At 46.3% G+C, this 26,418-nt stretch carries 20 protein-coding genes; 11 read left to right on the forward strand and 9 right to left on the reverse strand.

Annotated features, from left to right (window positions below; all coding sequences use genetic code 11):
- From ACZ5PW_RS09500 to galE, 10 genes are all read left to right on the forward strand, one after another.
- A complete protein-coding gene (locus tag ACZ5PW_RS09500) occupies positions 1-1,107 on the forward strand; it encodes a glycosyltransferase family 2 protein (RefSeq protein ID WP_464560235.1) in 1,107 nt (368 codons plus the stop codon).
- Positions 1,108-1,130: 23 nt separating this feature from the next.
- A complete protein-coding gene (locus ACZ5PW_RS09505; protein WP_464560237.1) occupies positions 1,131-3,002 on the forward strand; it encodes an ABC transporter ATP-binding protein in 1,872 nt (623 codons plus the stop codon).
- Positions 2,980-4,362 carry an O-antigen ligase family protein gene (locus tag ACZ5PW_RS09510; protein WP_464560239.1) on the forward strand — a complete coding sequence of 461 codons (1,383 nt, stop codon included), beginning with the start codon at positions 2,980-2,982 and terminating at the stop codon, positions 4,360-4,362. Before ACZ5PW_RS09505 ends, ACZ5PW_RS09510 begins: the two co-directional genes overlap by 23 nt.
- Positions 4,363-4,542: 180 nt before the next feature.
- Positions 4,543-4,989, forward strand: coding sequence for a GNAT family N-acetyltransferase (locus tag ACZ5PW_RS09515; protein WP_464560241.1), 447 nt, complete (start codon positions 4,543-4,545; stop codon positions 4,987-4,989).
- An 8-nt stretch (positions 4,990-4,997) separates the two neighbouring features.
- Positions 4,998-6,206 carry a glycosyltransferase family 4 protein gene (locus ACZ5PW_RS09520; protein WP_464560243.1) on the forward strand — a complete coding sequence of 403 codons (1,209 nt, stop codon included), beginning with the start codon at positions 4,998-5,000 and terminating at the stop codon, positions 6,204-6,206.
- Positions 6,206-7,396: a glycosyltransferase family 4 protein gene (locus ACZ5PW_RS09525; protein WP_464560245.1), complete on the forward strand. Its 1,191-nt coding sequence runs from the start codon at positions 6,206-6,208 to the stop codon at positions 7,394-7,396. The genes ACZ5PW_RS09520 and ACZ5PW_RS09525 overlap by 1 nt, the downstream gene beginning before the upstream one ends.
- A gap of 15 nt (positions 7,397-7,411) precedes the next feature.
- Entirely contained in the window at positions 7,412-8,527 is a 1,116-nt protein-coding gene (locus ACZ5PW_RS09530; RefSeq protein WP_464560247.1) for a glycosyltransferase, read from the forward strand.
- A gap of 60 nt (positions 8,528-8,587) precedes the next feature.
- Positions 8,588-9,667 (forward strand): polysaccharide biosynthesis protein, encoded by a 1,080-nt coding sequence (locus ACZ5PW_RS09535; protein ID WP_464560249.1) that lies wholly within the window; start codon positions 8,588-8,590, stop codon positions 9,665-9,667.
- An 82-nt stretch (positions 9,668-9,749) separates the two neighbouring features.
- Entirely contained in the window at positions 9,750-10,898 is a 1,149-nt protein-coding gene (locus ACZ5PW_RS09540; protein ID WP_464560251.1) for an NAD-dependent epimerase/dehydratase family protein, read from the forward strand.
- Positions 10,899-11,037: 139 nt separating this feature from the next.
- Entirely contained in the window at positions 11,038-12,042 is a 1,005-nt protein-coding gene (gene galE, locus ACZ5PW_RS09545; RefSeq protein ID WP_464560253.1) for a UDP-glucose 4-epimerase GalE, read from the forward strand.
- 114 nt (positions 12,043-12,156) lie between these two features.
- Here the strand turns inward: galE and ACZ5PW_RS09550 are convergent, their stop codons facing one another.
- From ACZ5PW_RS09550 to ACZ5PW_RS09585, 8 genes are all read right to left on the reverse strand, one after another.
- Positions 12,157-12,996 carry a carbohydrate ABC transporter permease gene (locus ACZ5PW_RS09550; protein ID WP_464560255.1) on the reverse strand — a complete coding sequence of 280 codons (840 nt, stop codon included), beginning with the start codon at positions 12,994-12,996 and terminating at the stop codon, positions 12,157-12,159.
- A 4-nt stretch (positions 12,997-13,000) separates the two neighbouring features.
- Positions 13,001-14,119, reverse strand: coding sequence for a carbohydrate ABC transporter permease (locus ACZ5PW_RS09555; RefSeq protein WP_464560257.1), 1,119 nt, complete (start codon positions 14,117-14,119; stop codon positions 13,001-13,003).
- Between the two features lie 89 nt (positions 14,120-14,208).
- The gene (locus ACZ5PW_RS09560) at positions 14,209-15,468 is read right to left on the reverse strand and encodes an ABC transporter substrate-binding protein (protein ID WP_464560259.1); all 1,260 of its coding nucleotides are present in this window, start codon (positions 15,466-15,468) and stop codon (positions 14,209-14,211) included.
- Between the two features lie 69 nt (positions 15,469-15,537).
- Positions 15,538-16,635, reverse strand: a complete 1,098-nt coding sequence (locus tag ACZ5PW_RS09565) for an ABC transporter ATP-binding protein (RefSeq protein ID WP_464560261.1) — start codon at positions 16,633-16,635, stop codon at positions 15,538-15,540.
- A 34-nt stretch (positions 16,636-16,669) separates the two neighbouring features.
- Positions 16,670-17,695, reverse strand: a complete 1,026-nt coding sequence (locus tag ACZ5PW_RS09570) for an aldose epimerase family protein (RefSeq protein ID WP_464560263.1) — start codon at positions 17,693-17,695, stop codon at positions 16,670-16,672.
- Positions 17,692-18,720 (reverse strand): LacI family DNA-binding transcriptional regulator, encoded by a 1,029-nt coding sequence (locus ACZ5PW_RS09575; protein ID WP_464560265.1) that lies wholly within the window; start codon positions 18,718-18,720, stop codon positions 17,692-17,694. The genes ACZ5PW_RS09570 and ACZ5PW_RS09575 overlap by 4 nt, the downstream gene beginning before the upstream one ends.
- Position 18,721: 1 nt before the next feature.
- A complete protein-coding gene (locus tag ACZ5PW_RS09580) occupies positions 18,722-20,059 on the reverse strand; it encodes a galactokinase (RefSeq protein ID WP_464560267.1) in 1,338 nt (445 codons plus the stop codon).
- Between the two features lies 1 nt (position 20,060).
- The gene (locus tag ACZ5PW_RS09585; protein ID WP_464560269.1) at positions 20,061-21,104 is read right to left on the reverse strand and encodes a UDP-glucose--hexose-1-phosphate uridylyltransferase; all 1,044 of its coding nucleotides are present in this window, start codon (positions 21,102-21,104) and stop codon (positions 20,061-20,063) included.
- 537 nt (positions 21,105-21,641) lie between these two features.
- Here ACZ5PW_RS09585 and ACZ5PW_RS09590 point away from each other — a divergent pair.
- Positions 21,642-23,189, forward strand: a complete 1,548-nt coding sequence (locus tag ACZ5PW_RS09590; protein WP_464560271.1) for a DUF4301 family protein — start codon at positions 21,642-21,644, stop codon at positions 23,187-23,189.
- A gap of 88 nt (positions 23,190-23,277) precedes the next feature.
- On the opposite strand, the gene ACZ5PW_RS09595 is transcribed toward ACZ5PW_RS09590, so the two are convergent.
- On the reverse strand, positions 23,278-26,148 hold the full coding sequence (locus ACZ5PW_RS09595; RefSeq protein ID WP_464560273.1) for a bifunctional diguanylate cyclase/phosphodiesterase: 2,871 nt from the start codon (positions 26,146-26,148) through the stop codon (positions 23,278-23,280).
- Positions 26,149-26,418: the final 270 nt, after the last annotated feature.

Below are 26,418 nucleotides of genomic sequence, written 5' to 3' on the forward strand. Positions count from 1 at the left end.
ATGGAGTCTTTGTTCTGGATAAGCGCGGTTATGCTTTTTTATGCATTCGCCGGATATCCTTTATCCCTGAAACTGCTGAATGTCCTGTTTGGGCGGAATAAACGGAATCTATCCGGTTCATTGCCCTCAATATCGATGATTCTGTCTGCTTACAATGAAGAGTCGGTAATACTCGAAAAGTTGGCCAATTTTGAAGCACTGGACTATCCCAGAGAAAGACTTGAATTCATAATTGTCTCAGACGGAAGTACAGACCGTACCGCAGAATTGATTAATGAGGCAGGTATCTCAGGTGTTCATCTTCTTGTGCAGGAGCGCAATATGGGAAAGACCGCCGCGCTCAACCGGGCTGTCTCAGAGTCCAGCGGAGATATACTGGTTTTCACCGATGCCAATTCCATGTTCGACAGGGGGGTATTGAGGACTTTTGCCGCCGGGTTTTCAGATCCCGAGGTCGGGCTGGTGAGCGGGCGGACTGAATACATCGGAGGCGGTGCCGGAGCCTACAGGAGATATGAGGACTGGATTAAAACCCTTGAGTCCGGACTATGGGGAATTGTAGGGGCTGATGGGGCCATATACGCTATGCGCAGATCTTTATACACACCACTGGAGCCTCAATTCATAAATGATTTTCTCCATCCCCTACAGACTGTGATTCAGGGATACAGCGCAATTCAGGACTCTGCCGCCATATGCCGTGAACCCATGGAGCCTGTAGGAGCAGGGGAGCTTGGGCGTCAGACCAGAATTATGGCTCAGTCATGGATAATCGTATTTGCCCAGATCCCGGAGTTGATCCGATCTGCACGGTGGGGGCTGCTTTGGCAGCTTTTTTCACATAAACTGCTTCGCTGGTTCACTGTGCCGCTCATGCTCGCCCTGTTGATGGCTAATTTCACTCTTGTCGGGTGTGGACTTTTTTTTGATTTTACTCTTGTAGTACAGGGCTTTTTTTATTTTTCTGCCTGGTTCTTCAGGCATTCGGAAGGGGGAATCAAAAAACTGCCGTTCAGTTTTCTGCTCCTTCATTACAGTGCGTTGACAGGATTAGTGCAATACCTCCGTGGTGAAAAGTATATTTCATGGAATCCAAGGCATAACTAGGGATTAATGGAGAAAATATAACAGTGATCAAAGCTTTTAAAGAATTGTACCGAATGCTGGACCCCAGACAGCAGAAATTCATTTTTATTCTGGGGCTTATGTTGACAGTCATGGCTTTTCTTGAAGTTGTGGGTGTCGCTTCCATAATGCCTTTTCTTGCTTTGGTTGGTGATCCTTCCATCATAAGCGAAAACAAGTGGCTGGCCAGATCCTTTGAGTTAACTGGACTTCAGGACAGTAATACCTTTGTCGTTTATTGTGGTATATTTGCCGTCTGCATGCTTGTTTTCTCAAATATGGTGCGGTTCTTCACTACTGCTGCTCTGTTGAAATTTATCCATGGCGGAAATTTCGCGATATCCACCAGTATGTTCAAAATATACATCCTTCAACCCTATACTTTTTTTCTTAATCACAACTCAAGTGAAATGGGTAAAAATATACTCGATGAAGTTGGGCTGGTATCGGCTAACGTGCTGCAGCAGTACCTGATCCTGGCATCGCGTGGGATAATCACTCTGGCAATGCTGACATTTATGGTGGCCATGGAACCGCTTGTTTCGGTCGCCCTGTTCTCATTTTTCGGTGGTTGTTATGTAATTGCCTATCTTGCTACTCATCGCAAAATGTCATCAGTGGCAAAGCTGAGGGTAAAGGCTCAGAGCGGTCGTTTCCACGTTGCAGGGGACAGTTTCAGAGGAATCAAGGAAGTTAAGTCCGGTAACCGTGAAATGTTCTTCTTTGAGCTTTTTCGAAAGAATGCAAGGGATTTCGCTCATCAGTGCGCTGTAAATGAGATTGTTGCCTGCTGCCCGCGTTTCATACTTGAGGTAGTTGCTTTCGGCTCGGTTATTATTCTGGTCCTTTACTTTTTTATTGCCGGATTTGAACTGGCGCAGTTCCTGCCTTTGCTTGGAATGTATGCCCTTGGTGGTATGAAACTAATGCCCGCCTTGCAGCAGATGTTCACGGCTGTGAACAGTATACGGTTTTATCTGCCGACATTGCAGATGTTATACAGGGATTTTAGCAAATACGGTCCTTCTATGGAGGAAGCTGAGAGTGCGGTGGATGCTGTCCCCTTTGAAAAGAGCATCCGTTTCCGGGATGTTTCCTTTGTCTACCCGAAAGGAGAGAGGAACGTTCTTGATTCACTGGAACTTGTCATAAATAAGAATGAAATGGTAGGTCTGGTGGGTACTACCGGTGCAGGGAAGACAACACTGATAGATATACTACTTGGGCTACTGAGGCCGGATGAAGGCACTCTTGAGATAGATGGAGTTCCTGTTGATAGTAAAAACGTACGGGCCTGGCAGAAGCATATCGGTTACGTGTCACAGTCGATTTTCCTGCTGGACGACACAGTGCGGATGAATATCGCGTTCGGAGTTGAACCGGAGGACATAGACGATGAAAAAGTGCTCAAGGCAGCAAAGATTGCCAATATTCATGATCACATCATGGAGAACATGCCCGATGGATATAATTCAATCGTAGGTGAGCAGGGCGTAAGGATGTCCGGCGGCCAGAAACAGCGCATGGGCATCGCAAGGGCTTTGTATCATGACCCGGATGTTCTCATTCTTGATGAGGCTACAAGCGCGCTTGATTCGGAGACCGAAAGCCGGGTTATGGATTCAATCAAAAGTCTGGCAGGAAAAAAGACAATCATAATGATTGCACACCGGACCCAGACCCTCTCCCAGTGTGACAGGATTTTTATGTTGGATCAGGGACGTGTGGTCAGCAGTGGAAAATATGTGGATTTTGTGAATCAGGGAGCTGAACTGTTTAGAGATGGCAGGCGGGAGTCTGTTTCCGGAGCATCGCCAGAAGGGTGCACGCATAATAACGTAACGGAAAAACCAGATGTACAGCCTGAAGGAAGATAAACGCTCTTATCGCCTCCGAGGCAGTTCGGGCGGGCAATCCGTTTCTGTAGCAATGGAAAACGATTGTCCGGTTGATCAGGATAGCAAAAAACATCTCATGCCTGATGCGTGTGAGGATGACCAGGATGGCCGAAAACTGAGAATCTGGCAGCAGAGTCCTGCCATGATCGGCATTATGTGCCTGAGTATTATTATTCTTTCCCGTCTTCAGGAACTCCATCCGCTGCTCAGCAAAATGAAATTGGGAATGTTCTCTCTGGCGCTCAGTATGGGACTTGTTTTCGTCAGTAAGCCGGCCAACCATGTCCCATGGATGAAAATTCCTCAGTTCAAAATGGTCCTTTTCCTGCTGCTGTGGATGCCTTTGAGCTCTTATCTGGGGCACTGGCCATCTTTCAGCTTTACCATATACATGAATTATCTTCGTACATTCCTGTTCTATTATCTTTTGGTTAAAAGTGTCTACTCCATGAGTGACCTGCGTAAGCTGATGCTGGTTATAGTGTGCTCAATTGTTATTTTTGATCTTTCTTTGATTGCAAGTGGAGCTGGAGGGCGTGCCAGAGTCGGTGCAACTCTTGACGCTAATGATGCCGCGCTACTCATAGGAATGATGTCTCCATTTGCCTATTCTTTTTTCCGCCGTGGGAAAGGGTGGGTAAAGTATGTGGCGCTTGGTGCTTTGGTTTTGGGAATTGGTGCAGTTTTTGCCACCCAGTCAAGGGGAGGGTTGATAACACTCGGCGTTTCTCTGAGTTATTCTTTTCTGGCTGACAAGGGATCCTTTTTCAAAAAAGTGCTTTTTATTGTTGTGACGCTTGCCTTGCTGGTTGCTCTTATGCCTTCCCATATGCAGGAACGCTTTTCACGGCTCGGTGATGCCGAGCAGGATTACAACATGAGTGATAAGCACGGACGTATGATGATCTGGGGACGGGCGCTCTCGATTATCAAAGCCAATCCTGTTTTTGGTGTAGGAATGGGGTGTTTTACCTTTGTTGACTCCGAAGTAAATAATCAGAGTAAAGGGTTGGTTGCTCATAATTTTATGCTTCAGGTCTCAAGTGAGCTGGGGCTGCCGGGAGGTATTTGTCTCGTCGGAATGTTGGTTCTTTCATGGTTCCAGATCCGGAAGATACGCAGGGATGGTAATCTTAAGATTCCTCCTGAAACAATGTCCCTTTTATCGGCTCTACAGATTTCAATTGTAGCTTTTCTCCTGGGGGCGCAGTTTCTGTCTCTGGCTTACAGTTCGTTTGTTTTGTTTCTTGTCGGCTGCTCGACAATTGTTTGGAAATGCTATCTTCAGGGACACTTTGATTCCTTGGAATGCAGTTTTGGAAAACCTATAAAGCGATAAGGTTCAGGTATGGTTTCCTTTTTCAGGAGGGTACGGCTTTCCTTAGAACATTTAAGTGAATCCGTCCGGTCCAACTACGGTGAAGGACGGCTCAGGTATTTAAAGTTCCTCTATTTCAGTGTTTTACGTTTAAATACATTTAATGTTTATGAGTTCAGGCTCGATATTAAGCCTGAGTCAATGCCCCTTCGCGGTGATCTGCAATTCATGGAGTTGAGTCCGGAAAATCTGGACATGTATCGAGACAAAGGTTTTTCTCAAGAATTTTACATTGATGCAGTGGGTGAACTTTCCACCTGCCATTTAGTTTTATGTAACAACCAACCTGCCTATATCCATTGGATTCATAAACCGGGCTCGACAAGCCGATTTCTAAATCTGGGAGATAGGTCCGCAGAAATTAATTACATTCATACCAGACCGGATTTTCGCAGAAAGGGGATTTGCCAATGGGCTCTCGGTATGGGGCTTCAGCTTTTGAGCTCTCAGGGGATTGAAAAGGCTTTTACTGTTGTACACACGGATAATGTGGCTTCCTGCGGGGCCATGGAGTCTGCAGGATTTAACAGGATTGCAAGAATAAGGTCGATCGGGCCGTTTAACACCCGAATGACTATATGGGAATGAGCGTGGATATGAAAAAGATATTAGTCCTTGCGGGACGTTTGCCTTATCCGGTGGATGATGGTTGGAAGATACGGACTTTTTTTCTGATCAGATCATTGGCCCAGACTGGGGCCGAGCTTGATCTGCTTGTTTTTGGTGATCCGCTGGAAGACTGCGGCGAGCTTAAGGACTTGTGTAGAAATATTCACATAATTCCCCGTAAAAAGAGTTACTCACCTATAGACCTTTTCAGGGGAGTATATTCAAAAACACCGTTTACTGTACTGAACTATGCGGATGACAGATTTGCAGCTGAGTTTGGACGCTTAACAACAGAAAACGATTATGACTATGTTCAGGTCGAAGATATTAATCTTGCTCAGTATGCGCTGAACAAACGCGGTCCTAAAAGGGTTCTTGATATGCATAATATCGAATCCGATCTGCTTAGACGTTATGCAGATAAAGAAAAGAGTTTTTTTAGATCTGCTTATGCAAGACTTACAGCTTCGAAGCTTGAGCGCTACGAAATGACGGCTGTAAGTAATTTTGATGGAGTGCTTGTCTGCTCAGGAAAAGAAAAGCGTGAGCTGGAAGTAAAAGGGGCTGAAACTCCTGTCCAGGTAGTACCTAACGGGGTGGATTGCCCGTTCTATTCTGATATCGATCCAGATTCACAGGAAAAGGCTATCGTATTTGTTGGCAGCATGGATTACCACGCAAATATTTCCGGAATAGAATTTTTTGCTTCTGATGTACTCCCTCTGATCAAAAAAGAATGTCCGGAATTGAAGGTGTATGTGGTTGGCAAAAATCCGCCGGATCATATCAAAAGCCTGTCGGACGATAATTTCATTGTTACAGGCGGGGTTCCGAATGTCCGTCCCTATCTTGAAAAGGGGCTTCTCACCATTGTTCCCCTTCTTGTGGGGGGAGGAACCAGACTAAAAATTCTTGAGTCAATGGCGGCGGGGAGAGCTGTTGTTTCAACTTCTCTCGGTGCTGAGGGGATTGAGATCTCACATGGTGATAATATCCTTATTGCCGACAAAGCAGAAGATTTTGCAGCAGAAGTCATGAAACTGGTTTCCGAACCCAAGATGCGCAATGAATTACGTGACAGGGCCAGAGATTTTGTCGTGGGTAAATACGACTGGTCCAGCATAGGAAAGAATCTTCAGGATTTTGTCGGTTATCTATGCGGAGATTACAGCGACTGTCTGTCAGGGGAGGGGTGATGGCTGTTGGAAGCGTAGCTGCCCCGCCGGTGGTTGGTCATCTTAGTTTTTCAGGTGATTTTGGGGGAAGGGAAAAAGTCGCTGCCAGTTTGTACAGCAGTATGAATGAAATTTCGCCATCCTGCTTTTTGTATATGATTATAGAAGAAAGACATGGAGCTGATCGTAATAGAAACCTACTGGATTGTTTGAAGAATATCGGTGTTAATCCAAGGTTTCTAAGGACTTATTCCAGATTCGAGGTGCGCCTGCTGCGAGAGCTTTCCGGATTGCTCCATAAAGACGGTGTAGGGGTTTTACATTGCCATTGTTACAAGTCCCTTTTTTATGTGCTTTTGATGCGTTCTCTCGGAATGATTGACGGAGTTGTGGTTTATACTCTGCATGGGCTTATTCTTGAGGATGGATTCTTTTCTTCCATTATCAAAGCTGTGCAGAACCTGGGGGTGAGGATGTGTGACGGGGTGGTCGGCTGTTCCCGTGAAATTCTTGATTCCAGTGGCGGTGGAGTACCTAAGAACCGTTCATCCGTTATCATCAATGCCATTGATTGTCCCGGGCAGGATTTTGATTCTGTTTTAGGCCGCAGAGAGTCGGCCAGAAAGAAACTGGTCAGTTGCTATCGGCTTGATGCCGACAAGCCAATAGTAATCAATGTAGGCCGATTGTGCCCGCAGAAAAATTTTTCTCTGTATCTTAAGATGATCGAAGCTTTTTCTGCTTCAGGTAAGGAAATTCCGACTTTCCTGCTGATTGGTAATGGTGAGCTTGAAGAGAAATTGCGCAATGAGGCTCTTGAAAGGGGGGTAGAGGACAAAGTTGTTTTTACCGGCTTTGTTTCGGATATGGAAACTGTTTATCTGGGCGCTGATTTGCTGGTTCAGACTTCTTTCTGGGAAGGGACTCCGATGTGTCTTCTGGAAGCCCGCTCCTACGGGCTCCCTGTTGTCGCTCCAATGGTTGGTGGTAATTGCGATGTAGTAAATGACAGTCGTGACGGATTCATGTTTTCAAGCGGAAACCTTGATGTCCTTTTGGCAAAGACTCTGGAGTATATAAGTGATCCTCAAATTAGGGCTGAACATGGGCGCTTGGCTTTTGAAGATGTGCGTAAGCGATTCAACACTCATGAATGGGCTCTTAAACATTTTGATTTTTACTCCCGGCTTGTTGTTGCTTCTGGGGTTTAGAAGAGGGAGCTCGCAATGAAAAAGCTTAGAATAATGCACTTGCTGTATTCGCTTGATATTGGCGGCTCGGAGACTGTGGGAAGTGAGATTGCCAGATACATGCAGTCCAACGGGCACAGCAATATGGTAGTCGCTCTTGAGCATGACGGAGTGCTTTCCGCCGAATTGAATGCCCGGGGAATTGAAACCAGAGCAGTTGAAAGGGCAGGCAAGGGAATGTTTGAATCCATGAAAGATGTCTGGGATTTAGTCTCGGAATTCAGGCCGGATGTCATCCATACTCATCATATGTATACTCTCTTTTATACTGTCGCCGGAGCATTTCGCTTCAGGGTACCCATTGTTCATACTGAGCATGAGTTCTGGACTCTGGATACCAGAAACGGAAGGCTTTATATGCCTTTTCTTGGCCGTTTCTGTGGAGTCATTACCGCAGTGAATGATTCCACCCGCCATTTTATGCGTGACTCTTTGAAGCTACAGCAGAATAAACTGGTGACGGTGCTTAACGGAATAGATCTCAATCGTTATAATTCTCAAACCTCTCTGGAAAGACGTGATATCGGACTCGAAGCTGGAGATAAGGTGGCGGGTATAGTAGCCAGACTCGATAAGGTTAAGAATCATGAAATGCTTCTCCGGGCATGGTCTTTGGTTACAGAGAAGGTACCCGTGGCAAAGTTGGTTATTGTTGGTGAAGGAGATCAGGAGCCCCTTCTAAAAAAGCAGGTGCAGGAGTCTGGGCTGGGGGAAAGTGTCATTTTTCTTGGACCCAGAAGGGATGTGGCGGATATTTTGCCTCTTTTGGATGTGGCCGTGCTTTCATCCAGTGAGGAGGGGTTGCCCATGACTTTGCTTGAAGCAATGGCCTCTGAACTTCCGGTTGTGGCTACTGCCGTGGGAGGTGTTCCGCAACTGGTCAGGGACAGGGGTAACGGTCTTCTCTGCGGAAATGGTGATGAATCCGGTATGGCTGAAGCCTTGGTGAAAATTTTCAGTTCAAAGAGTACTGCCTGTGACATGGGACAAGCTGGATTACAGTTGGTCCGGGAAAGGTACAGTCTTGATTATTCTGCGGGATGCTATGAACGAATGTATCTAAATCTTGTAGAGAAGGGCAGTTGGAATTAGTTTTTGTGGTGGGATTGGATTTATGGTTTTCCCCGTTGAATATAAATATGGAAAGGTCTTATGAAAACTTATTTTTCTGATAAAAGAGTAATGGTTACTGGATGCTGCGGTACTGTCGGGCAGGAATTGGTTCGTCAGTTGCTTGGAAAGTATGATGTCGGCGAACTTGTTGGCATTGACAATAACGAGAGTGAGCTTTTTTTTCTGGAGCAGGAATGGTTCAATCTGCGTAAGGCGTCCTTTTCTTTAGGTGATATCAAGGATCTTCCTTCTCTTACCGAGAAAATGGAAGGAGTTGATATCGTATTTCATTCAGCTGCATTCAAGCACGTCACTCTCTGTGAAAGATCTCCTATTCAGGCAGTGCAGAATAACATACTCGGGGTTAACAATATCATCGAGGCCGCGAGCAGGCAGGACGTGGATAAGGTTATTTTCACCAGCTCGGATAAAGCCGTTAACCCGACCAATGTTATGGGAACATCCAAGTTAATGGGTGAACGTATGATGACTGCAGCCAACAGTAACTCCCGTGCGGGAAAAACGGTTTTTGCATCTACAAGATTTGGTAATGTGCTCGGCTCAAGAGGATCGGTTATTCCTATTTTCCGTGAACAGATCAAGAAAGGCGGCCCTGTTTCCCTAACCGATGATGCAATGACCAGATTCATCATGAGTATTGAACAGGCTGCCGAACTGGTTATCGATTCTTCAACGATTGCTTTGGGCGGGGAAGTTTTTATTACCAAGATGCCGGTGATTCGCATACGTGACCTTGCAGAAGTCATGATTAAAGAACTGGCCCCTGTCTACGGGCACAACCCGGATGATATTGAAATTATCATAATTGGTTCAAAGCCGGGTGAGAAAATGTATGAAGAGCTTATGAACCATGAAGAAACCAGGCGTACTCTTGAATTGGAAAAGTATTTTGCAGTTCTGCCTGCTTTTTCAAGTCTTTATCGTGACGTAGAGTATGATTTCGGGGATATAATCAGTGACAACGTCACCAATCCTTACCATTCAGGGAATGAACCCAGTCTTACGCATGCTGAATTGCGTGATTTCCTTGTTACAGAAGGTCTTCTTGAGGAGCTGAGTGCACCTGAGCACCCGGCAGAAAGGCATGCTCTGCCGTAATTCAGATGATTCGAAATTCGTTTGTGATGCTTTCATTTTTAATTTTCAATTTCTAATTTAGAGTAATTAGAGGGTCATAGTTATGCGTATACTTGTTCTCGGAGGAGATGGTTATCTTGGATGGCCGACTGCCATGAATTTAACTGCACAGGGGCACGAAGTCGCTGTGGTTGATAATTACCTGCGCCGTAACTGCTGCCGGGAAGAGAACTCGGAAGCACTTTATTCTGTTCCCAACCTCGCGCAGAGGGTGGAGCTTTGGAAAGCCAAGTCGGGGCATTCCATGGAGGTCTTTATCGGAGACCTGACGCAGTGGGACTTTGTGGCCGAGGTATTTGATAAGTTTACTCCTGATGCAGTTGTTCACTACGCCGAGCAGCCGTCAGCTCCTTATTCCATGCTGAACAGACGCGCTGCTTCTCTGACTCTGAATAATAATATTCAGGCAACCGCTAACGTAATTTTTGCCGTTCGTGAATTCTGTCCTGAGGCACATATTGTCAAGCTGGGAACCATGGGAGAGTATGGAACTCCCGATATCGACATTGAGGAAGGCTGGCTGGATGTTGAACATAAGGGCCGTTCCCATAGATTTCTTTATCCCCGTCAGGCTTCCAGTCTTTATCACACCACAAAAATAATGGATACCGACCTGCTCTGGTTCTACGTGCGTATGTGGGGTATGAAGGTAACTGATCTGATGCAGGGACCTGTTTACGGGGTTTTCACTGAAGAAAGCGGGGATGACGAACAATTGCTTCCGTTTTTCAATTACGATGAACTTTTCGGAACTGTGCTTAATCGATTTGTGGTTCAGGCCGTGGCTGAGTGTCCTTTGACTGTATATGGAAAGGGAGGTCAGACTCGGGGGTATCTCAACATTGTGGACACCCTGAAGTGCGTAAGTCTTGCTTTGGAAAATCCGGCTGAAAAAGGAGAACTGCGCATTTTCAACCAGTTCACCGAAACGTTTTCGGTTAACCAGCTTGCGGATAAAGTGCGTAAGGTCGGTTCTGACCTTGGGATTAATGTCCAGATCAATAATATTGAGAATCCGCGAAAGGAACTGGAAGACCATTACTATAATCCGGCTCACAGCGGACTGACTGAACTTGGACTTGAGCCGGAACTGCTCACCGATGAAGTCCTTGGAAGGCTGATGGAACTTATTATCAGGCATAAAGATAAAATTGATGAAAATGTTATCTTCAGAGGGGTGAAATGGGCTTGATCTAAGCCTTTTTCCAAGTTTAACAACCTGATTTTAGGTACATGCATGGGCTTTTGGAAAAGTAATTAATGAATCAAGCGCAGTTATATTTCTGTATCATGGTTCCTTCAAGGCATATCTAAGTTTACGGAGAAAGCTTATGAAAAAAGTTTTAGTCGCTGGTGGGGCCGGATATATAGGATCACACACGGCCGTAGAACTTTGTAAAGCCGGTTTTGATGTTGTTTGCGGGGATAATTATGTCAACAGCAGTGAGGATGTTTTTGAACGCCTTCAAAAAATAACCGGTAAGGATATTGAAAAGTACCATATCGATTTTTGTGACAGTAAAGCAGTAGCCGAGCTTTTTGAGGCAGAATCGTTTGACGCTGTTATTCACTTTGCTGGCCTAAAAGCTGTAGGGGAGTCCGTTGAAAAACCATTTGAATATTATGAGAACAATATTTCAAGTGCATTAAACGTTGCAAGGGCATGCGTTAACAGCGGTGTTAAGACATTCATATTCAGTTCTTCCGCTACAGTGTACGGAGAGCCGGAGTTTCTGCCCTACACAGAAGAACATCCTTTGACTTTTGCCACAAACCCTTATGGTAACAGCAAACTATTCATTGAGAAAATATTAGAGGATATTCATGCCGCTTATCCAGAGCTTAACGTAGTGCTGCTAAGGTATTTTAACCCGGTAGGTGCGCACAAATCGGGGCTGATAGGAGAAAATCCCAGGGGGATACCTAACAATCTCATGCCGTATCTGTGTCAGGTTGCTTCCGGGCAGAGGGAAAAACTGAGTATTTTCGGCAACGACTACGACACTCCTGACGGAACGTGCCTTAGAGATTTTATTCATGTGGTAGATCTAGCCAAAGGCCATATCGCCGCATTGGATAAAGTTGAAAAACAGTCAGGCATTTACAGGTATAATCTTGGAACCGGAAATCCTACAAGTGTGCTTGAGTTGGTCAGGAAGTTTGAGGAAGTCAATAAAGTCCCTGTCCCATTTGAGTTTACCCAGCGCAGAGCGGGTGATCTTCCGGTATGTTATGCAGATGCGCAACTGGCATGGAAGGAACTTGGATGGAAAGCAGAACTGAACCTTGAAGATATGGTCCGTGACAGTTGGAGATGGCAGTCTAGCCTGACGTGATTCTGACTGAATTATTAATGTTTTGAGACGGTGGGAAGGTAAGGCTTCCCACCGTTTTTTTATTGTTTTGCAATTCTCGCGGTAGACAAATTGTTTAACACTTCGACCGGATAACTATTCCTTGACCGACCCAGCCAATAGGCCTCGGATGAAATATCTACCAAGAAAGATATAAATCATCAGCACGGGAAATGCGGCCATGATGGATCCGGCCATGGGCAGGTTCCAGCTTACGGCCTGACCGCCTGCCAGTTGCGCAAGACCCACGGTAATGGGGTTGTCAGCGTGGCGTGTAAGGCAGATTCCCCACAGGAATTCGTTCCATATCTGGGTGACCTGCCAGAGGCTTGTAACAACAAATCCCGGTATGGAAAGCGGAAAGACAATACGGGTGTAAATGGAAAAGAATCCCGCTCCGTCCAGTCTTGCGGATTCAACCAGAGCGGTTGGTATCTGGGCGTAAAAGTTCCGGAAAATAAGTGACGTGATAGGAAGGCCGTAAACTACATGGGCAAGAATCAGTCCCGGCAGTCCGCCATAAAGGTTCATTGCCCTCAAAGTCTGGAAAAGCGGTATAAGAATGACCTGATAGGGTATGAACATGCCGAAAAGGAAAAGGGTGAATATAAGCTCACTGCCTCTGAATTTCCATTTGGAGAATACATAACCGTTGAGTGAACCCAGTACGGTGGAAAGAGTTGTGGCACATACCGTCAGAATCAGAGAGCTGACAATGTTCGGCTTGAGCAGATTCAGGGCTTCAGAAAAACTGGACCAGTAAAATGTTTCAGGCAGTTCCCATGCTGTAGGGAGGCTGATGGTGGCCGGATCTTTCAATGCGGTAACCAGTGCCATATAAGCGGGCATAAGGAAACAGACGGCTAAAAGTATGAGAGTGCCGTAAAGCAGGATGGAACCCGGGGTGATATTTTTTTTTGCAGTAACTGTACTCATGGTCCTAACCTCTGGCCCTTTGTTTGTACTGGCTTATCACATAGGGAACGATAAACGTGCCCGCTACCAGAAAGAGTACAATCGCAATTGCAGCACCTCTTGCGAAGTCGTTGGCACGGAAAGTTGTCATGTACATATTCAGGGCGGGGTGTCCGGTTTGTGCGTTGTCCGGTCCGGTCATGGCGAAGATGATATCGAACATTTTCAGAGAAATGTGGGAAAGGATTATCACCGCGCTGATGGTGATGGGCTTGAGCATGGGAATTCCGACATAGCGGTAATAGTTGAATGTGCTTGCTCCATCAAGCATTGCCGCGTCTCGCAGGTCTTGAGAGATCCCGTTGAATCCGGCGAGGTATAGAGCCATTGTGTACCCTGCATACTGCCAGACAGTGGCGATAATTATTCCCAGAGTGGCGAGGTTGAAGCCGTGTGTCTCTTCCATGAAAAGGGCTTGCGGGAGCATGCTTCCACCCAGCCATGCAAAAGCTCCCATGATAATTCCGGGAACCAGCCAGCGTTTAACAGCTTTCTGCGGGTTTCCCTTGAGCAGAAACAGGCCGATCATAATCAGTATAAAGGCAGCAATATAAATTAAAATCTGGAACAGGTTCTGCCAGTTGAATTCAAGAACTGCTTTTGTTGAAGAGGTCCATTGAAAATCCAGTGCCGGAAATCCGAAATATGTGGGCAGAACGTTTACTCCACCCTGAGGGGCGAGCATCCAGCGCCAGATTGTACCGGAGACAATAAAGGAAAGTGACATGGGGTAGAGGAAGACGGTGCGTAGTATATCTTCGCCCTTGGGTTTCTGGTCCAGGAGGATGGCAATGAACATACCCAGACCGATTGCGCCTGCGAGCAGCATTACTGAATAAAAGACTGCATTGACCAGATCCTGCCTGAAGCCGGATGAAAGGAACCCGTTGAAAAGGTCCACATAGTTGTCCAACCCGACAAAATTCATTTTTGGATCAAGAGCCAGAGATCCCATGCCGCCCCAGTCGGTCAAAGATATCCAGATAGTGTTGCCGATGAATCCGTAAACGAACACCGCGATTAAGATAATTGAAGGAAGGAGTGTTAAAAAGGCCTTCAATCTGTCTTTTGATGCTTCCCGCATAAGCCGCCCCTTTGTGAGGTCCGCACCACTCAGGCGATGCGGACCTTTTTAACTTGACCATGTCTGAAACTGAGTTCCAGCACTATGTTCTACATACCGATCTGAGCTTTATTTGCCAGCTGCTGGCAGGCTTTGGAAGCCGCCTTGGCGTTTCTGGTTTTAAGGAACATTTCCATGACCTGCGCAAAGCCGCCCATGAATGTTTCATTTGCAGCAACACCGTGCGCGAGAGAACCGACAACTCTATCCTGACTGAAGTCCTTCGCCGCGGACTGCAGGTAGGGATTGTACTTGGTGAGATCCGAGTCCTTGCGTGCCGAGATTGATCCTTTCAGGGGGTTGAAAGCGTCACTGCCTTCCTTGGAACCGAGAACTTTCAGCCATGCAATGGCATTGTCACGGTTAGGCGCGCCTTTGGGCAGGCCGAAGGAGTCGGCGAGGAACATGAATTCACCGCTGGTATCAGGGGAGGCCATCCAGCCGAAGTCTTTACCGGGAACCATCTTCTTGGTGGTAACCATATATCCGGCTGCCCAGTCGCCCATGATGTTGAATGCCGCACGGCCGTCAATAACCATGTCGGTGGCCTGCTGCCATGACAGGGAAGCTGCGTCCTTGTTGGTGTACTTCAGGATTTTACCGAACAGTTCCCATGCGTTTACAACTTCGGGGCTGTCGAACTTGAGTTTTCCTGCCCACAGTGCATCCCATTTTTCAGGTCCCATTGAGGCGAGTGCAACTGATTCCCAAAGATGGTTGGCGGTCCAGTTCTGAGCCAGAGCCAGAGGAGTAACGCCTTCTTTCTGAAGTTTGGGGGCAATTTTGAGGAAGTCATCCCAGCTTTTGGGAGCTTCAACACCCCATTTCTTCAGATTGGCGGGGATGTACCACATCACATTGGAGCGGTGGATGTTTACAGGCACGGACCAGATACCTTCATCGGTTCCGATCAGTTTAATCAGACCTTCGGGGAAAACATCCATCCAGCCCTGTTCTTCGAACAGGAAGGTGAGATCTTCCATACGGTCTGCTTTTACCCATGTTCCGATAAGTTCCTGTCCTGAGTGAACCTGAAAACTGTCCGGAGGTTCGTTGCCGAGCATCCGTGTTTTAAGAACTGCTTTGGCGTTGACACCTGAACCACCGGTGACAGTGGCATCGATAACCTTAACTTTCGGGTTCTGGGCTTTGTACTGCTTGATCAATGCCTGCAGAGCCGGTCCTTCATCACCTGCCCACCAGGAAAAAATTTCGAGATCGCCGCTGAGTTCCTTGGCCAAAGAGACCTGTGGAACAGCCAGCAGCAAAGCTGCGGCAACAACCAGACACAACTTAACCATTTTTTTCATGGATTCCTCCTATGGTTTAAAAACATCCAAACCTCTAACCGTTTATCAGTGCCGCTTTAAAGGACTTTCCTAATAAAGCGCCTCTTGCGTCTCAGGATCGAAAAGGACCATGCGGTCAAATTCAAAGCCGATAGGGACTATTTCCCCGGGCCTGGCCATTACCCGACCTTCAACTTCAGCGATCAGTTCGTTTTCACCGTCAATGACTATTTCAAGAAGTGAGTGTGCTCCTAGAATTTCAGAAACGACAACCTCTCCTTTGCAAAGCCAGTCCTCAGGAAGCCGTTTGATGCTATCGCCCATTTTAATGCTGTCGGGCCGAAGTCCTACCAGCACAGGGGCCCCTTCTTGGAGATTGGGGCCCTGATTATCCTGTATGGGAAATCTGGAGCTTCCGGACTCGACATAACGTTTTCCGTCTATAATATTAACGGTCCCTTCGAGGATATTCATAGGTGGATTGCCGATGAACTGTGCAACGAAAACGTTATTAGGTCTTTCAAATACTTCCACCGGAGTCCCGACCTGCTGGATGTAGCCGTCTTTGAGGATTACTATGCGGTCGGCAAGGGTCATTGCTTCGATCTGGTCGTGGGTTACATAGATGGTGGTGGTTTTGAGCTGCATGTGCATCTTGCGCAGTTCAATACGCATTTGTGTTCTGAGTTGAGCGTCAAGGTTGGAGAGCGGTTCATCAAAAAGGAATACCGAGGGGTTGCGAACCATGGCTCTGCCCATTGCAACCCGTTGACGCTGCCCGCCGGAAAGTTCCGAGGGCTTGCGGTGCAGGTATGGCTCAAGCTCCAGAATTCTTGCTATCTCCATTACCCTGCTGTTGATCTCCTCTCTGCTTTTTTTATGCATTTTGAGGGAGAATCCCATGTTTTCAGCCACACTCATATGCGGGTAAAGGGCGTAGTTCTGGAAAACCATAGCTACGTTGCGGTCTTTTGGTGATACATCAGTAACAACATTTTCGCCGATACTGATGTCGCCGCCGCTGATATCTTCCAGTCCTGCCACCATGCGCAGCAGTGTGGATTTTCCACAGCCGGACGGACCAACCAGCACGATGAATTCATTGTCTTTTACGGAGAGGTCCACTCCGTGGATAACCTCAACCGATCCATACTTTTTGACCACGCCTTTAAGCTCTACGTTTGCCATACTCTTCTCGCCTTGATCGGTTTGTGCTCCGCGATTAAATCTGACGGAACCTGTACTCTGTTGAATGCGTATATATTTCTCCGGGATTTAGAATCACGGAGGGAAATTTTTTTCTGTTGGGTGCGTCCGGGAAGCCGTGCGGCTCCAGACAGAACCCGGAACGCGGGCCATAGAAGCTTCTGCTCTTACCTTCAGTGTCCGGAGGGATTCCATCACCGGAATAAAACTGAATACCGGGCTGTGTTGTTGAGATTTCCATTTCAAGGCCGCTTTTCATACATCTTACCCGCGCCGCCGGTGACATTTTGCCCTTGTTCTCAAGGAGGTAGAATCGATCGTGAGTAGCAGGGGATGAATGGAGGCCACCATCAATGGGAGCAAAGGAAGTGAAGTCTGCGGGAGTGCGGCGGACATCCATTGTTTCACCGTCTGGAATCATCCATTTATCAACGCTCAGTATTTTATTGGAAAAAATAGTCAGTTCATGGCCGCTCAGATTATTCCCGGATCCATTAAGATTGAAATACGGATGCGAAGTCATGCTTACCGGACAGGGGCTGTCCGTTATTGCTCTGTGGGTCAGGCGTATTCCGTTCTCAAGGAGCATGAAGATTGCTTCTGCCTGAAGATTACCGGGGTATCCGCCTTCGAATTCAGGACTGTTGTATGAAAGGGTTATGGCGTTGCCGTTTTTATCGAATGGCTTTGCAGACCAGAATCGATTGCTGAATCCACTGTAGCCCCCATGCAGGCAATTGCTGCCTTCGTTGCTGTCCAGTTTGTGACGGCGTCCGTTTAATTCGAAAGAGGCTCCTGAAATCCGGTTGGCTGTCCTGCCGATGGTTGACCCGAAATATGCGCTGTCAGCCATATAGCCTTCAAGGGTATCGAATCCGAGAATGACATCAACACTGCCACTGCGTGCCGGAACTTCAAGTCCGGTCAGACATGCCCCGTAGCTTGAAACATGCAGGACGACCCCACTTTCATTAGCCAGAGTGAAAAAGTCCACTGGGGTGTTGTCAGGGCCGAACCCCCATTGCCGCACAGATACACTCAATTTTCTTCCCTCCTGAGACTGGAACCCCTTATGAGTAATTCTGTTTCCAGGGTCACTGTTTCGGGAATGAATTCATCCTGCCCATTTGAAAGTTGTCTCAGGAGCATTGCAGCGGCAGCCCGGCCCATTTCAAACGCGGGCTGGGAGACAGTGGTCAACGCGGGTTCAATAAGGGCTGCCTGAGGGGAACCGGAGAATCCGGCAATTGCGATATCATCAGGAATTCGAAGTCCCGCTTCCTTAAAGCGGCAGAAGGCTCCCACTGCTACAGGGTCATTTATGGCAAGTATTGCATCGGGAGGGTTTTCCATTTCAAGATAAGTTTCAGCTCCAATGCGTCCGTCAATGCCTCTGCATCCGCCTGTTCCTGTATGGAGTTCCGGATAATAGGGAATACCGTGGTTTTGCAGAGCTCTCTTAAATCCTTTGAAACGTAAACGGTTAAGGTTGATTACTTCTTTTCCTGCGAGAAAACCTATCCGTTTATATCCGCAGTCTATAAGGTGGCTGGTAGCCCTGTAGGCGGCTTTGAAGTCGTCTATGATGACTTTACCGGTGTTAAGCTCGTCGACTACGCGGTCGAATTGGACTAGCGGGATGCCTTGTCTCATAATCGCGCGCATATGGTCGTATGTGGTTGTTTCGTGAGAAATAGCCATTACCACGCCGGCAACTCTGTTGGCCGCAAGTGCTCTGGTGGTCATTATTTCCCGGCTGAGGGTCTCATTGGACTGGCAGACCATGATAATATATCCGGCATCGTAAGCAACTTCTTCAACTCCGCTGATGACGGTGGCAAAAAAATTGTGCCTGATTTCAGGGACTATTACACCGATTGTCTTGCTGCTTTGTTTCTTCAGGCTTTGTGCTATCGGGTTGGGCTGGTATCCGTATTCTTCGGCAGCTTTTATGACTTTCTGCTTGGTCTTGTCACTGATGTCAGGATGGTCATGCAGGGCACGGGAGACAGTGGATGCGGAGATGCCCAGTTTTCGGGCGAGATCTTTGAGAGTAGTATGGCTCATATTAACTGCCATCCTTTAAACTATCATTGATACTCAGGAACTCACGTCCCGGCTGCCGCAATGTAAGTTCTATGACTGACCCGACACCAAAAATATTCTCCATGAAGTTTCTGTAGGTTTCAAAGCAGGACTCGTGGATGTATGCCTGTATGGTTCCGGCAAATCCCCCGCCGTGTATTCGGGCAACTCCTTGCTCTCCGAACATTAATTCCGTCAGTTGAATGGCTAATGGTATCGGCTGGTTTGTCGGATCTGCCGGGCTGAAGCAGTTCTGCAGTAGTTGTGATGAAGATTGGCCCGATTCATTAACAAGTCTGAGGAGTTCCGGCATATCACCATTCTTGAGAGCTTCAGCCTGTAGGATTGCGCGTTCATTTTCGCCGATGAAGTGCATCAGTCTCAGTATTGCCCGGTCACTGACCTTGGCCCGCATTGAAGAAATGTTTTCTAAAACATCTTTCATATCAAGGCCGCGTGCTTCGCTTTTGCCCAAGGTTGCGGCAGCACGGAACATCTCTTCGGGGATAGCGGCATAGTCCGGGGTAAGATCCGCGTGGTTGCCGCCCGTATCAACTACACACAGACAGTAACCTGTACCATAGAAGCCGTCAGAGCTCTTTTTCAATTCAAAACCGGGTAGAATGTTGTCAATTGATGGATTAAGAGGGTCCCTGAAATCAATACTCAGGATTCCTTCAAACGAGCAGGCCATCTGGTCCATGAATCCGCACGGCTTGCCGAAGTGAATATTTTCAGCATTCTTGGCTATTCTGGCTATATCCAGAGGTCCTATCTGATTGTTGTTGAAAAGGTAGCTGAATATCCTGCCTATAAGTACCTCGAATGCAGCTGAAGAGCTTAATCCCGTTCCTGAGGGAATGGTGCTTGAAACACAGGCATTAAATCCTGATATGGCGAAGCCGCATTTACGGAATCCATCGGCAACCCCTCTGACAATTCCTTCACTGCTGCCTTCTTCCTCGGGGCGAGGGGAGGTCTCCGTGATATCCACTTCAATGGGCCGGGCATAATTCTCGGATAAGATGGAAATTTTATTGCGCTCAGGGGACGGAGAGAAAACTGCCAGACAGTCAAGGTTTACGGCTGCCGCCAGAACATGCCCGTGATTGTGGTCTGTATGGTTGCCGCCCATTTCCGTTCTTCCCGGAGCACTTGCTATCCCCGCCTTTTCGGGATTGAAGGATTTTTCCATGCGGTCGAAAAGGCTATGTAGACGCTTACGGGACTCTTCCAGATTGGCTCGGGAGTGAATAAGGCATAAGTCCTTATCGAATTTTTCATTATCAAGATGTCTTGTCAGTTCCGCAATTGATAACATCTCAGCCTTCCCGGTCCATGAAATGGATATCTGAAAGTTCGCGCAGTCTGAGCGCACTCTGCTCCGCTGTGATATCTCGCTGCGGCATGCCCAGCATTTCGAATCCTACCATGAACTTGCGTACTGTAGCTGAGCGGAGCAGCGGTGGATAATAGTGGAGATGCCAGTGCCAGTGGGAGTTGTCAGTTGAAGTAGCGGGGCGTTGATGGATGCCCATGGAGTATGGAAATGAAGTTTCGAACAGATTATCGAAGCGTATCCCCATGCGTATAAGTGCGCTGGCCAGATCGTCTTTCTGGCTGTCATCCATATCAGTTATTGCACCCATGTGCGATTTGGGGAGAATCATGGTTTCAAACGGCCATACCGCCCAGAAGGGAACCAGTGCCGCAAAAGAGTCATTTTCGAATATGATCCTCTCACCTGATTTTAACTCCCTTTCCAGATAAGTGCAGAGCAGACACTTGTTTTTCTCGGTTTTGAATTTTTTCTGTCTGCGGTCTTCCTCTGCCGGAATTACGGGAACTGATCCGGTAGCCCATATCTGACCGTGGGGATGGGGGTTCGAGCAGCCCATGATTTCTCCACGGTTTTCAAAAATCTGGACGTAACTGATTTCCTTACGGTTTCCGAGATCTATGAACTGTTCACACCATGCATCTATTACTTCACGCACATTTTGAAGCTGCATTCTTGAAATAGTGAGGTCGTGCCGGGGGGAAAAACAGACAACCCTGCAGATACCGTTTTCGGGCTCAACTTTAAAAAGCTCGTCCTGTTCTGGTTCAACCGAGTCGGTCAGTAATGCCTGAAAGTCGTTGTCAAAAACGAACACACCTTTGTATTCGGGGTTTGCTTTTCCTGTATTGCGTGTGTTGCCCGGACATAGGTAGCAGCCTGGAGAATATTCGGGGAGAGATTTTGCGGCGTAGTTTTCCTGTTTTCCCTGCCACGGACGTTTGGTCCGGTGAGGTGAAACCAGAACCCATTCTCCGCTGAGCGGGTTGAAGCGTTTGTGTGGATAATCCTGTAATTCTTTCTTCATTTAAACTCACCGATTGAGAATTTAAGAAATTTCCGCAAACGAAACCGCAAACGTTTTCGGTAATATTGCCCTTCGTAAGTTAGTTTGTCAATAAGCCTGAATGTGGTGTTGTATAAGGAGAATAGAGATAATTTACCTGCCGAAAAAATAGGCACTTATTTTGTCAATTACGATTTGAAATATCTAAAACTATGAGCCTACGCTCTGCCAATCATTAGCTCTAGTGTGGTGTTTGCTCAGTTCTGTAACCATTTTGATACCCTATTGACCCCGATTGGAAGCTTATTCTCAATATCTCAACTCTTTATAAAAAATGTTTTTGGTTTTATTAAGTTATTACAGGGTACTATGGTTAGAGAGTTGAGATTATGGTGCAAATCAAAAAAGTTTCAAATTAATTAATTTGAAGACTAAACAGGTTTTAAAAACTGTGTTATGGGATAGGTATCAAACTGTACCTTATGATGTTTAGGGGTTGGGATTTGTTTTAGTAACTATCTGTTTTATAACAGTTTAATTATAACAGGAAGGGTGCACATGACTACTGAAAACGAACTTCGCGAACTTGAGAACAGTTTTAAGGAAATTCTGGATGGTGGTATCTCTGCAAGAGATATGGCGGAGCAGATAAAACGGTTCAAAAAAGGATTCTCCGCGACAAGGATCGAGCGTGCCTGCACCCCCGGTGATGGGATTTACCAGATCAAACCTGAAGAGAAGCAGGAGCTTCTTGATGCATTCGAAGACGCCGTGGAAGAAGGACGCTTTTCAAAGTTTGTTCCTGCTTCAGGTGCTGCAACGCGTATGTTCAAGCATCTGCTTGCAAAATTGAATTTCGAAAAAGAGGGTGGGGAGTTGGAAGAGAAGGATTCAGAAATGGTCCAGACTTTCATGGACTGCCTTCCGGTATTTCCATTTTATAATGATTTGAAGTCGGTAATGGTGTCTGCTGGGCTGGAGATTGAGGAATGCTATGCAGCAGAAGACCACAAAACTATACTTGAGTATCTGCTGACTGAAAAAGGGCTGAACTATGGTTCGCAGCCTAAGGGGCTGATACCATTCCATTCTTACAGGAATGAAAGCCGTACTCCTTTTGAGGAGCATATTGCTGAGGCCCTTGAGCATACAAGGTGCGGACGGGGAAAGGTTCGGTTGCACTTCACGGTAAGCCCCGCCCATCGTGAAAGCATTGTTTCCCATATAGAACAGGCAAAGGACAAATTTGACGGGCATAAGCTTGAGATAAGTTATTCTGAGCAGTGCCCGAAGACAGACACAATCGCAGTTGATATGGAGAATGAGATTTTCCGTACTGCCGATGGCAAGATCCTTTTCCGTCCTGCAGGCCATGGTGCTTTGCTTGGCAATCTGCATGATATCCGTGGCGATCTTGTATATCTGAAAAACATTGATAACGTTGTGCCGGACAGTGCTAAGGCTGACACTGTGGAATATAAAAAACTTCTCGGGGGAATGCTGGTAAAGATTCAATCTGAGATATTTGAATGTTTGAACATGCTTGAAGACCGGAATTGTGGTGAGTTTGAGGTCGCAGCTGTTTCAATCTATGCTGTGAGCAAACTTCAGATGAGCCTGCCTGATGATTTTTCTCTGCTTTCGCTGGATGAAAAAATAGAATTTCTGCTTGCCCGCCTTTCAAGACCGATACGTATCTGCGGCATGGTTAAAAATCAGGGTGAACCGGGTGGTGGACCTTTCTGGGTTAGAGGAGATGGCGGGGTGGTCGCACCGCAGATAGTTGAAAAGAGTCAGGTCGACATGGAAGACCCCCAGCAGGTTTCGGTTCTTAACAGCTCTACACACTTTAATCCGGTGGATCTGGTTTGCGGGGTCAGAAATCACAGGGGTGAAAGATACAATCTGCATGATTTTGTTGATCCTGAAGCTGGTTTTATTTCTACCAAATCCAAGGAAGGGCGTAAGCTTAAAGCCATGGAGCTTCCCGGATTATGGAATGGTTCAATGGCTGATTGGATCACTATGTTTGTAGAAGTTCCTCTGAGCACTTTCTCACCGGTTAAGACCGTTAATGACCTTCTTAAGGAAGAGCATAGAAAGTAAACAATATTTAGAGACGTTTTTTAAAAGCGGGTTTTTTATAAAGTAAAACGGGATTCATTCGAAGTTAATGAATCCCGTTAATCATTTATTATTCCGGTGTTTTCCATTCTCTCAAAAAAATGATCAGCTCAGATAGTGGAAGAGGTTTTGCATAAAAGAATCCCTGAATCCTGCTGCACCCAAGTTCTTTTAACATCAAGGATTGCTCTGCAGTCTCAACTCCTTCTGCAACAACATTAAGATTCAGGTTGCGACTCATGTCTATGATTGTACGGACGATGCTGGCATCTTCATCATTTTTAGTGATATCTATGATAAACGAGCGGTCAATTTTAAGTGTGTTTATTGGGAATTTTTTGAGGTAGGCCAGAGAAGAGTATCCCGTTCCAAAGTCATCAATGGACAACTCAAAACCCATATCTGAAATTTCCCGTAATATTTTAACAGTTTCATCCACATTTTCCATGAGTGTAGATTCAGTTATCTCGAATTCCATATTTACAGGAGAAGTTTTGTGTCTGGAGGTTATCTCCTTTATATCCTTAATTATTTCAGGGTGTCCCAGCTGCCGGCCTGAGAGGTTGATTGAAACAGTCAAAGGATCAGGAAATTGGGCCAGCAGGCTTTTCATATCCCTGCACGCCTTTTCAAGAACGATCCTGCCGAGGTCCACTATTAATCCGGTCTCTTCCGAAAGCGGAATAAATTCAGCCGGAGAAATGACTGTACCGTCCGGCCTTACCCAGCGGACAAGAGCCTCAAGGCCATAGATCAATCCTGTTTCAAGATTGACTTTCGGTTGGTAGTAGATCGTGAATTCATCTGCAAGTAGAGCCTGACGGAGAGCATTCTCGACAGTAAGTCTGCGTTTGGCCCGTTCATGCATTTCCTGCCGGAACATGTGGTAACCGTTCCTTCCTTCCAATTTGGCCTGATACATGGCCATGTCCGCATTTTTAATAAGGGTTCCAGCGTCTTCTCCGTCATCAGGGAAGATTGTAATTCCGAGGCTTGTTGTAAGGTGCAGTTCTGTATCATCAATAATGAAAGGCTTGGCAAAAGCGTTAAGCAGCCTTTCAATTATATTCAGCAGGAATATTTCGTCATCCACACTTTCAACAAGAATAACAAATTCATCTCCCCCAAGTCTTGATATGGTGTCCTGAGTTCTGAAAATATAAGAGATACGTTCTGTGGCTTTGAGCAGAATTTTATCACCGACAGCATGTCCGAGCGAATCGTTGACTGTCTTGAAATTATCGAGGTCAATATAAAACAGAGCCAGCTTGGTATTCAGTCGTCTGGCTCTGGAAATGGCCATGGTTATTCTGTCTGTGAGCAGTTCACGGTTAGGCAGACCAGTCAGCGCATCATGGTTGGCCTGATACCTGATCTGTTCTTCTTTGCTTTTCATCTCAGTAATATCATGAAAAACAGCCACATAATGAGTAGCTTCGCCTTCTTGGTTCTTTATGGAACTGATGCTCAGGAGTTCAGGGTATGACTCCCCGTTTTTACGGCGGTTCCAGATTTCGCCTACCCAGTGGCCATTTTGACGTATGTCAGACCACATACGGGTATAAAAGTCTTTGTCGTGCTTGTCTGACTTTAGAATGCTTGGGTTTTGGCCGACAACCTCCTGCACTTCATATCCGGTAATATCGGTGAAGGCTGGATTAGCATTCAGAATTCTACCTTCTGTATCGGTGATTGTAATGCCTTCCATTGCATTATTAAACACTTCCTCAAAAAGTCGTTTCTGAAATTCGGCCTTCTGGCGGATAGCCATCTCGGTATTTAGATGGCATTGCATGCCCTGCAGGTCGTCCATGAACCTGTTGAATCTGCGGGAAAGATTACCAATTTCGTCAGGACAGTGGTTATTGGAACGTACGTCCCATTTTCCTGAGGCGGCCTTGGAAAACAGATTCACCAGATCGGTAATAGGAGAGGTTATACTGTCACTTACGAACGCTCCAAGCGGAATTGCCAGAAGAAGCGATACGATAATGGCGAAAATTACATAGTAGATGATTTTATTTAATGGAGCATATACTTCATCTGTATAGACAGAAGCAGCTACGATCCAGTCCATACTGGGCAGATGCTCGAAAACGGCTATTTTTTCCCGGAGTTGGTCGTCACCTTTGTCTTTCCAGTGGTAGTGGAGTCTCCCGCTTTTCTTGTTATATAAATCGCGTAGAAAATCGGAGCCAAGTGTTTTGGAAAAATTATTCATGGATCCGGCAACCCATGGGTGTACTATGACTTCTTCATCTTTTCCCACTATGAAGACATAGCCTGATTTGCCCAGAGTTATCGTGCTTATCTTGTCCCGAAAATCATTGGCATCAATGAGTGACGCAAATTCGGAGCGGTAGGAGGATACTGAGATTATCCAGTCCCACGGCTCAAAATATTTCATATAGAGAACTTTCTCTTTCTGAGTGCTTTCCCCGGGGTTTGCCCACTGGTATTCTACGAAGCCTTCTTTCTCCGCGACCTGTTTCCTGACAAATTCATGTTCGGTCACATCAGTGCCGATTAATTTTTTCTTAGGGTGGACGACTACATTTCCCGAACTGTTAAGGCAGTATATGTAGCCCGTAGTACCTATTTTCTGTCCAAGCAGCAGTCTGGAGGCATTCTTTTGGGCTTGTTCCTCTGTAAGGTGTCCGGATTTATATTCATCATAAATAATGGAAACAATCTCAAGGTTTTTTTCCGCTATGGCCTTCAGGTGATTTCTAACAGAAGCGTCAATTGTGGCCTGAACCATACTGACCATGGCTCTGGTCGTGTTGGTAAGTTCTTTTTCGATGTTTTCCTGAACAGTGTTGCGCACTAACGGGTAAATTGTTGCGCCACACAACAGGAGGGAGAAAATAGTCAGGGCCGATATGGTTATGATGAGTCTGGGCCTGATTTTTAATTCGGATAGGAAATTAGATGTTGCCATACTAAATATGAATAAATTTATATTGCTGTGAGTTAATGGAAATAAGAATAGTAACTGAATATTCTAGGGAAAAGTAGTATTTTTTATTGAGGTAATTTATACCTTTTGTGAAGGGGAATTATGAAATGGAATACTGACGCGCTCTGCTGCATTTTACTATTATTTGCTGGCAGATTGATATCAGTCTGTTTATTGCGGAAAAAGGTGTTTATGTGTCTTTCATGTTGATTAATTCATTGAAAAAAGGTTAAATTTGTTTTGGTGTCAATA

The sequence above is a fragment of the Maridesulfovibrio salinus genome, from assembly GCF_055394525.1.

What these genes read in the sequence shown, in the direction of transcription:
- ACZ5PW_RS09585 (WP_464560269.1), bottom strand. Translation starts at nt 21,104, where the DNA reads ATGAAGAAAGAATTACAGGATTATCCACACAAACGCTTCAACCCGCTC.
- ACZ5PW_RS09500 (WP_464560235.1), top strand. Translation starts at nt 1, where the DNA reads ATGGAGTCTTTGTTCTGGATAAGCGCGGTTATGCTTTTTTATGCATTC.
- ACZ5PW_RS09560 (WP_464560259.1), bottom strand. Translation starts at nt 15,468, where the DNA reads ATGAAAAAAATGGTTAAGTTGTGTCTGGTTGTTGCCGCAGCTTTGCTG.
- ACZ5PW_RS09520 (WP_464560243.1), top strand. Translation starts at nt 4,998, where the DNA reads ATGAAAAAGATATTAGTCCTTGCGGGACGTTTGCCTTATCCGGTGGAT.
- ACZ5PW_RS09525 (WP_464560245.1), top strand. Translation starts at nt 6,206, where the DNA reads ATGGCTGTTGGAAGCGTAGCTGCCCCGCCGGTGGTTGGTCATCTTAGT.
- ACZ5PW_RS09580 (WP_464560267.1), bottom strand. Translation starts at nt 20,059, where the DNA reads ATGTTATCAATTGCGGAACTGACAAGACATCTTGATAATGAAAAATTC.
- ACZ5PW_RS09595 (WP_464560273.1), bottom strand. Translation starts at nt 26,148, where the DNA reads ATGGCAACATCTAATTTCCTATCCGAATTAAAAATCAGGCCCAGACTC.
- ACZ5PW_RS09530 (WP_464560247.1), top strand. Translation starts at nt 7,412, where the DNA reads ATGAAAAAGCTTAGAATAATGCACTTGCTGTATTCGCTTGATATTGGC.
- ACZ5PW_RS09555 (WP_464560257.1), bottom strand. Translation starts at nt 14,119, where the DNA reads ATGCGGGAAGCATCAAAAGACAGATTGAAGGCCTTTTTAACACTCCTT.
- ACZ5PW_RS09590 (WP_464560271.1), top strand. Translation starts at nt 21,642, where the DNA reads ATGACTACTGAAAACGAACTTCGCGAACTTGAGAACAGTTTTAAGGAA.
- ACZ5PW_RS09550 (WP_464560255.1), bottom strand. Translation starts at nt 12,996, where the DNA reads ATGAGTACAGTTACTGCAAAAAAAAATATCACCCCGGGTTCCATCCTG.
- ACZ5PW_RS09565 (WP_464560261.1), bottom strand. Translation starts at nt 16,635, where the DNA reads ATGGCAAACGTAGAGCTTAAAGGCGTGGTCAAAAAGTATGGATCGGTT.
- ACZ5PW_RS09515 (WP_464560241.1), top strand. Translation starts at nt 4,543, where the DNA reads ATGCCCCTTCGCGGTGATCTGCAATTCATGGAGTTGAGTCCGGAAAAT.
- ACZ5PW_RS09540 (WP_464560251.1), top strand. Translation starts at nt 9,750, where the DNA reads ATGCGTATACTTGTTCTCGGAGGAGATGGTTATCTTGGATGGCCGACT.
- ACZ5PW_RS09575 (WP_464560265.1), bottom strand. Translation starts at nt 18,720, where the DNA reads ATGAGCCATACTACTCTCAAAGATCTCGCCCGAAAACTGGGCATCTCC.
- galE (WP_464560253.1), top strand. Translation starts at nt 11,038, where the DNA reads ATGAAAAAAGTTTTAGTCGCTGGTGGGGCCGGATATATAGGATCACAC.
- ACZ5PW_RS09535 (WP_464560249.1), top strand. Translation starts at nt 8,588, where the DNA reads ATGAAAACTTATTTTTCTGATAAAAGAGTAATGGTTACTGGATGCTGC.
- ACZ5PW_RS09510 (WP_464560239.1), top strand. Translation starts at nt 2,980, where the DNA reads ATGTACAGCCTGAAGGAAGATAAACGCTCTTATCGCCTCCGAGGCAGT.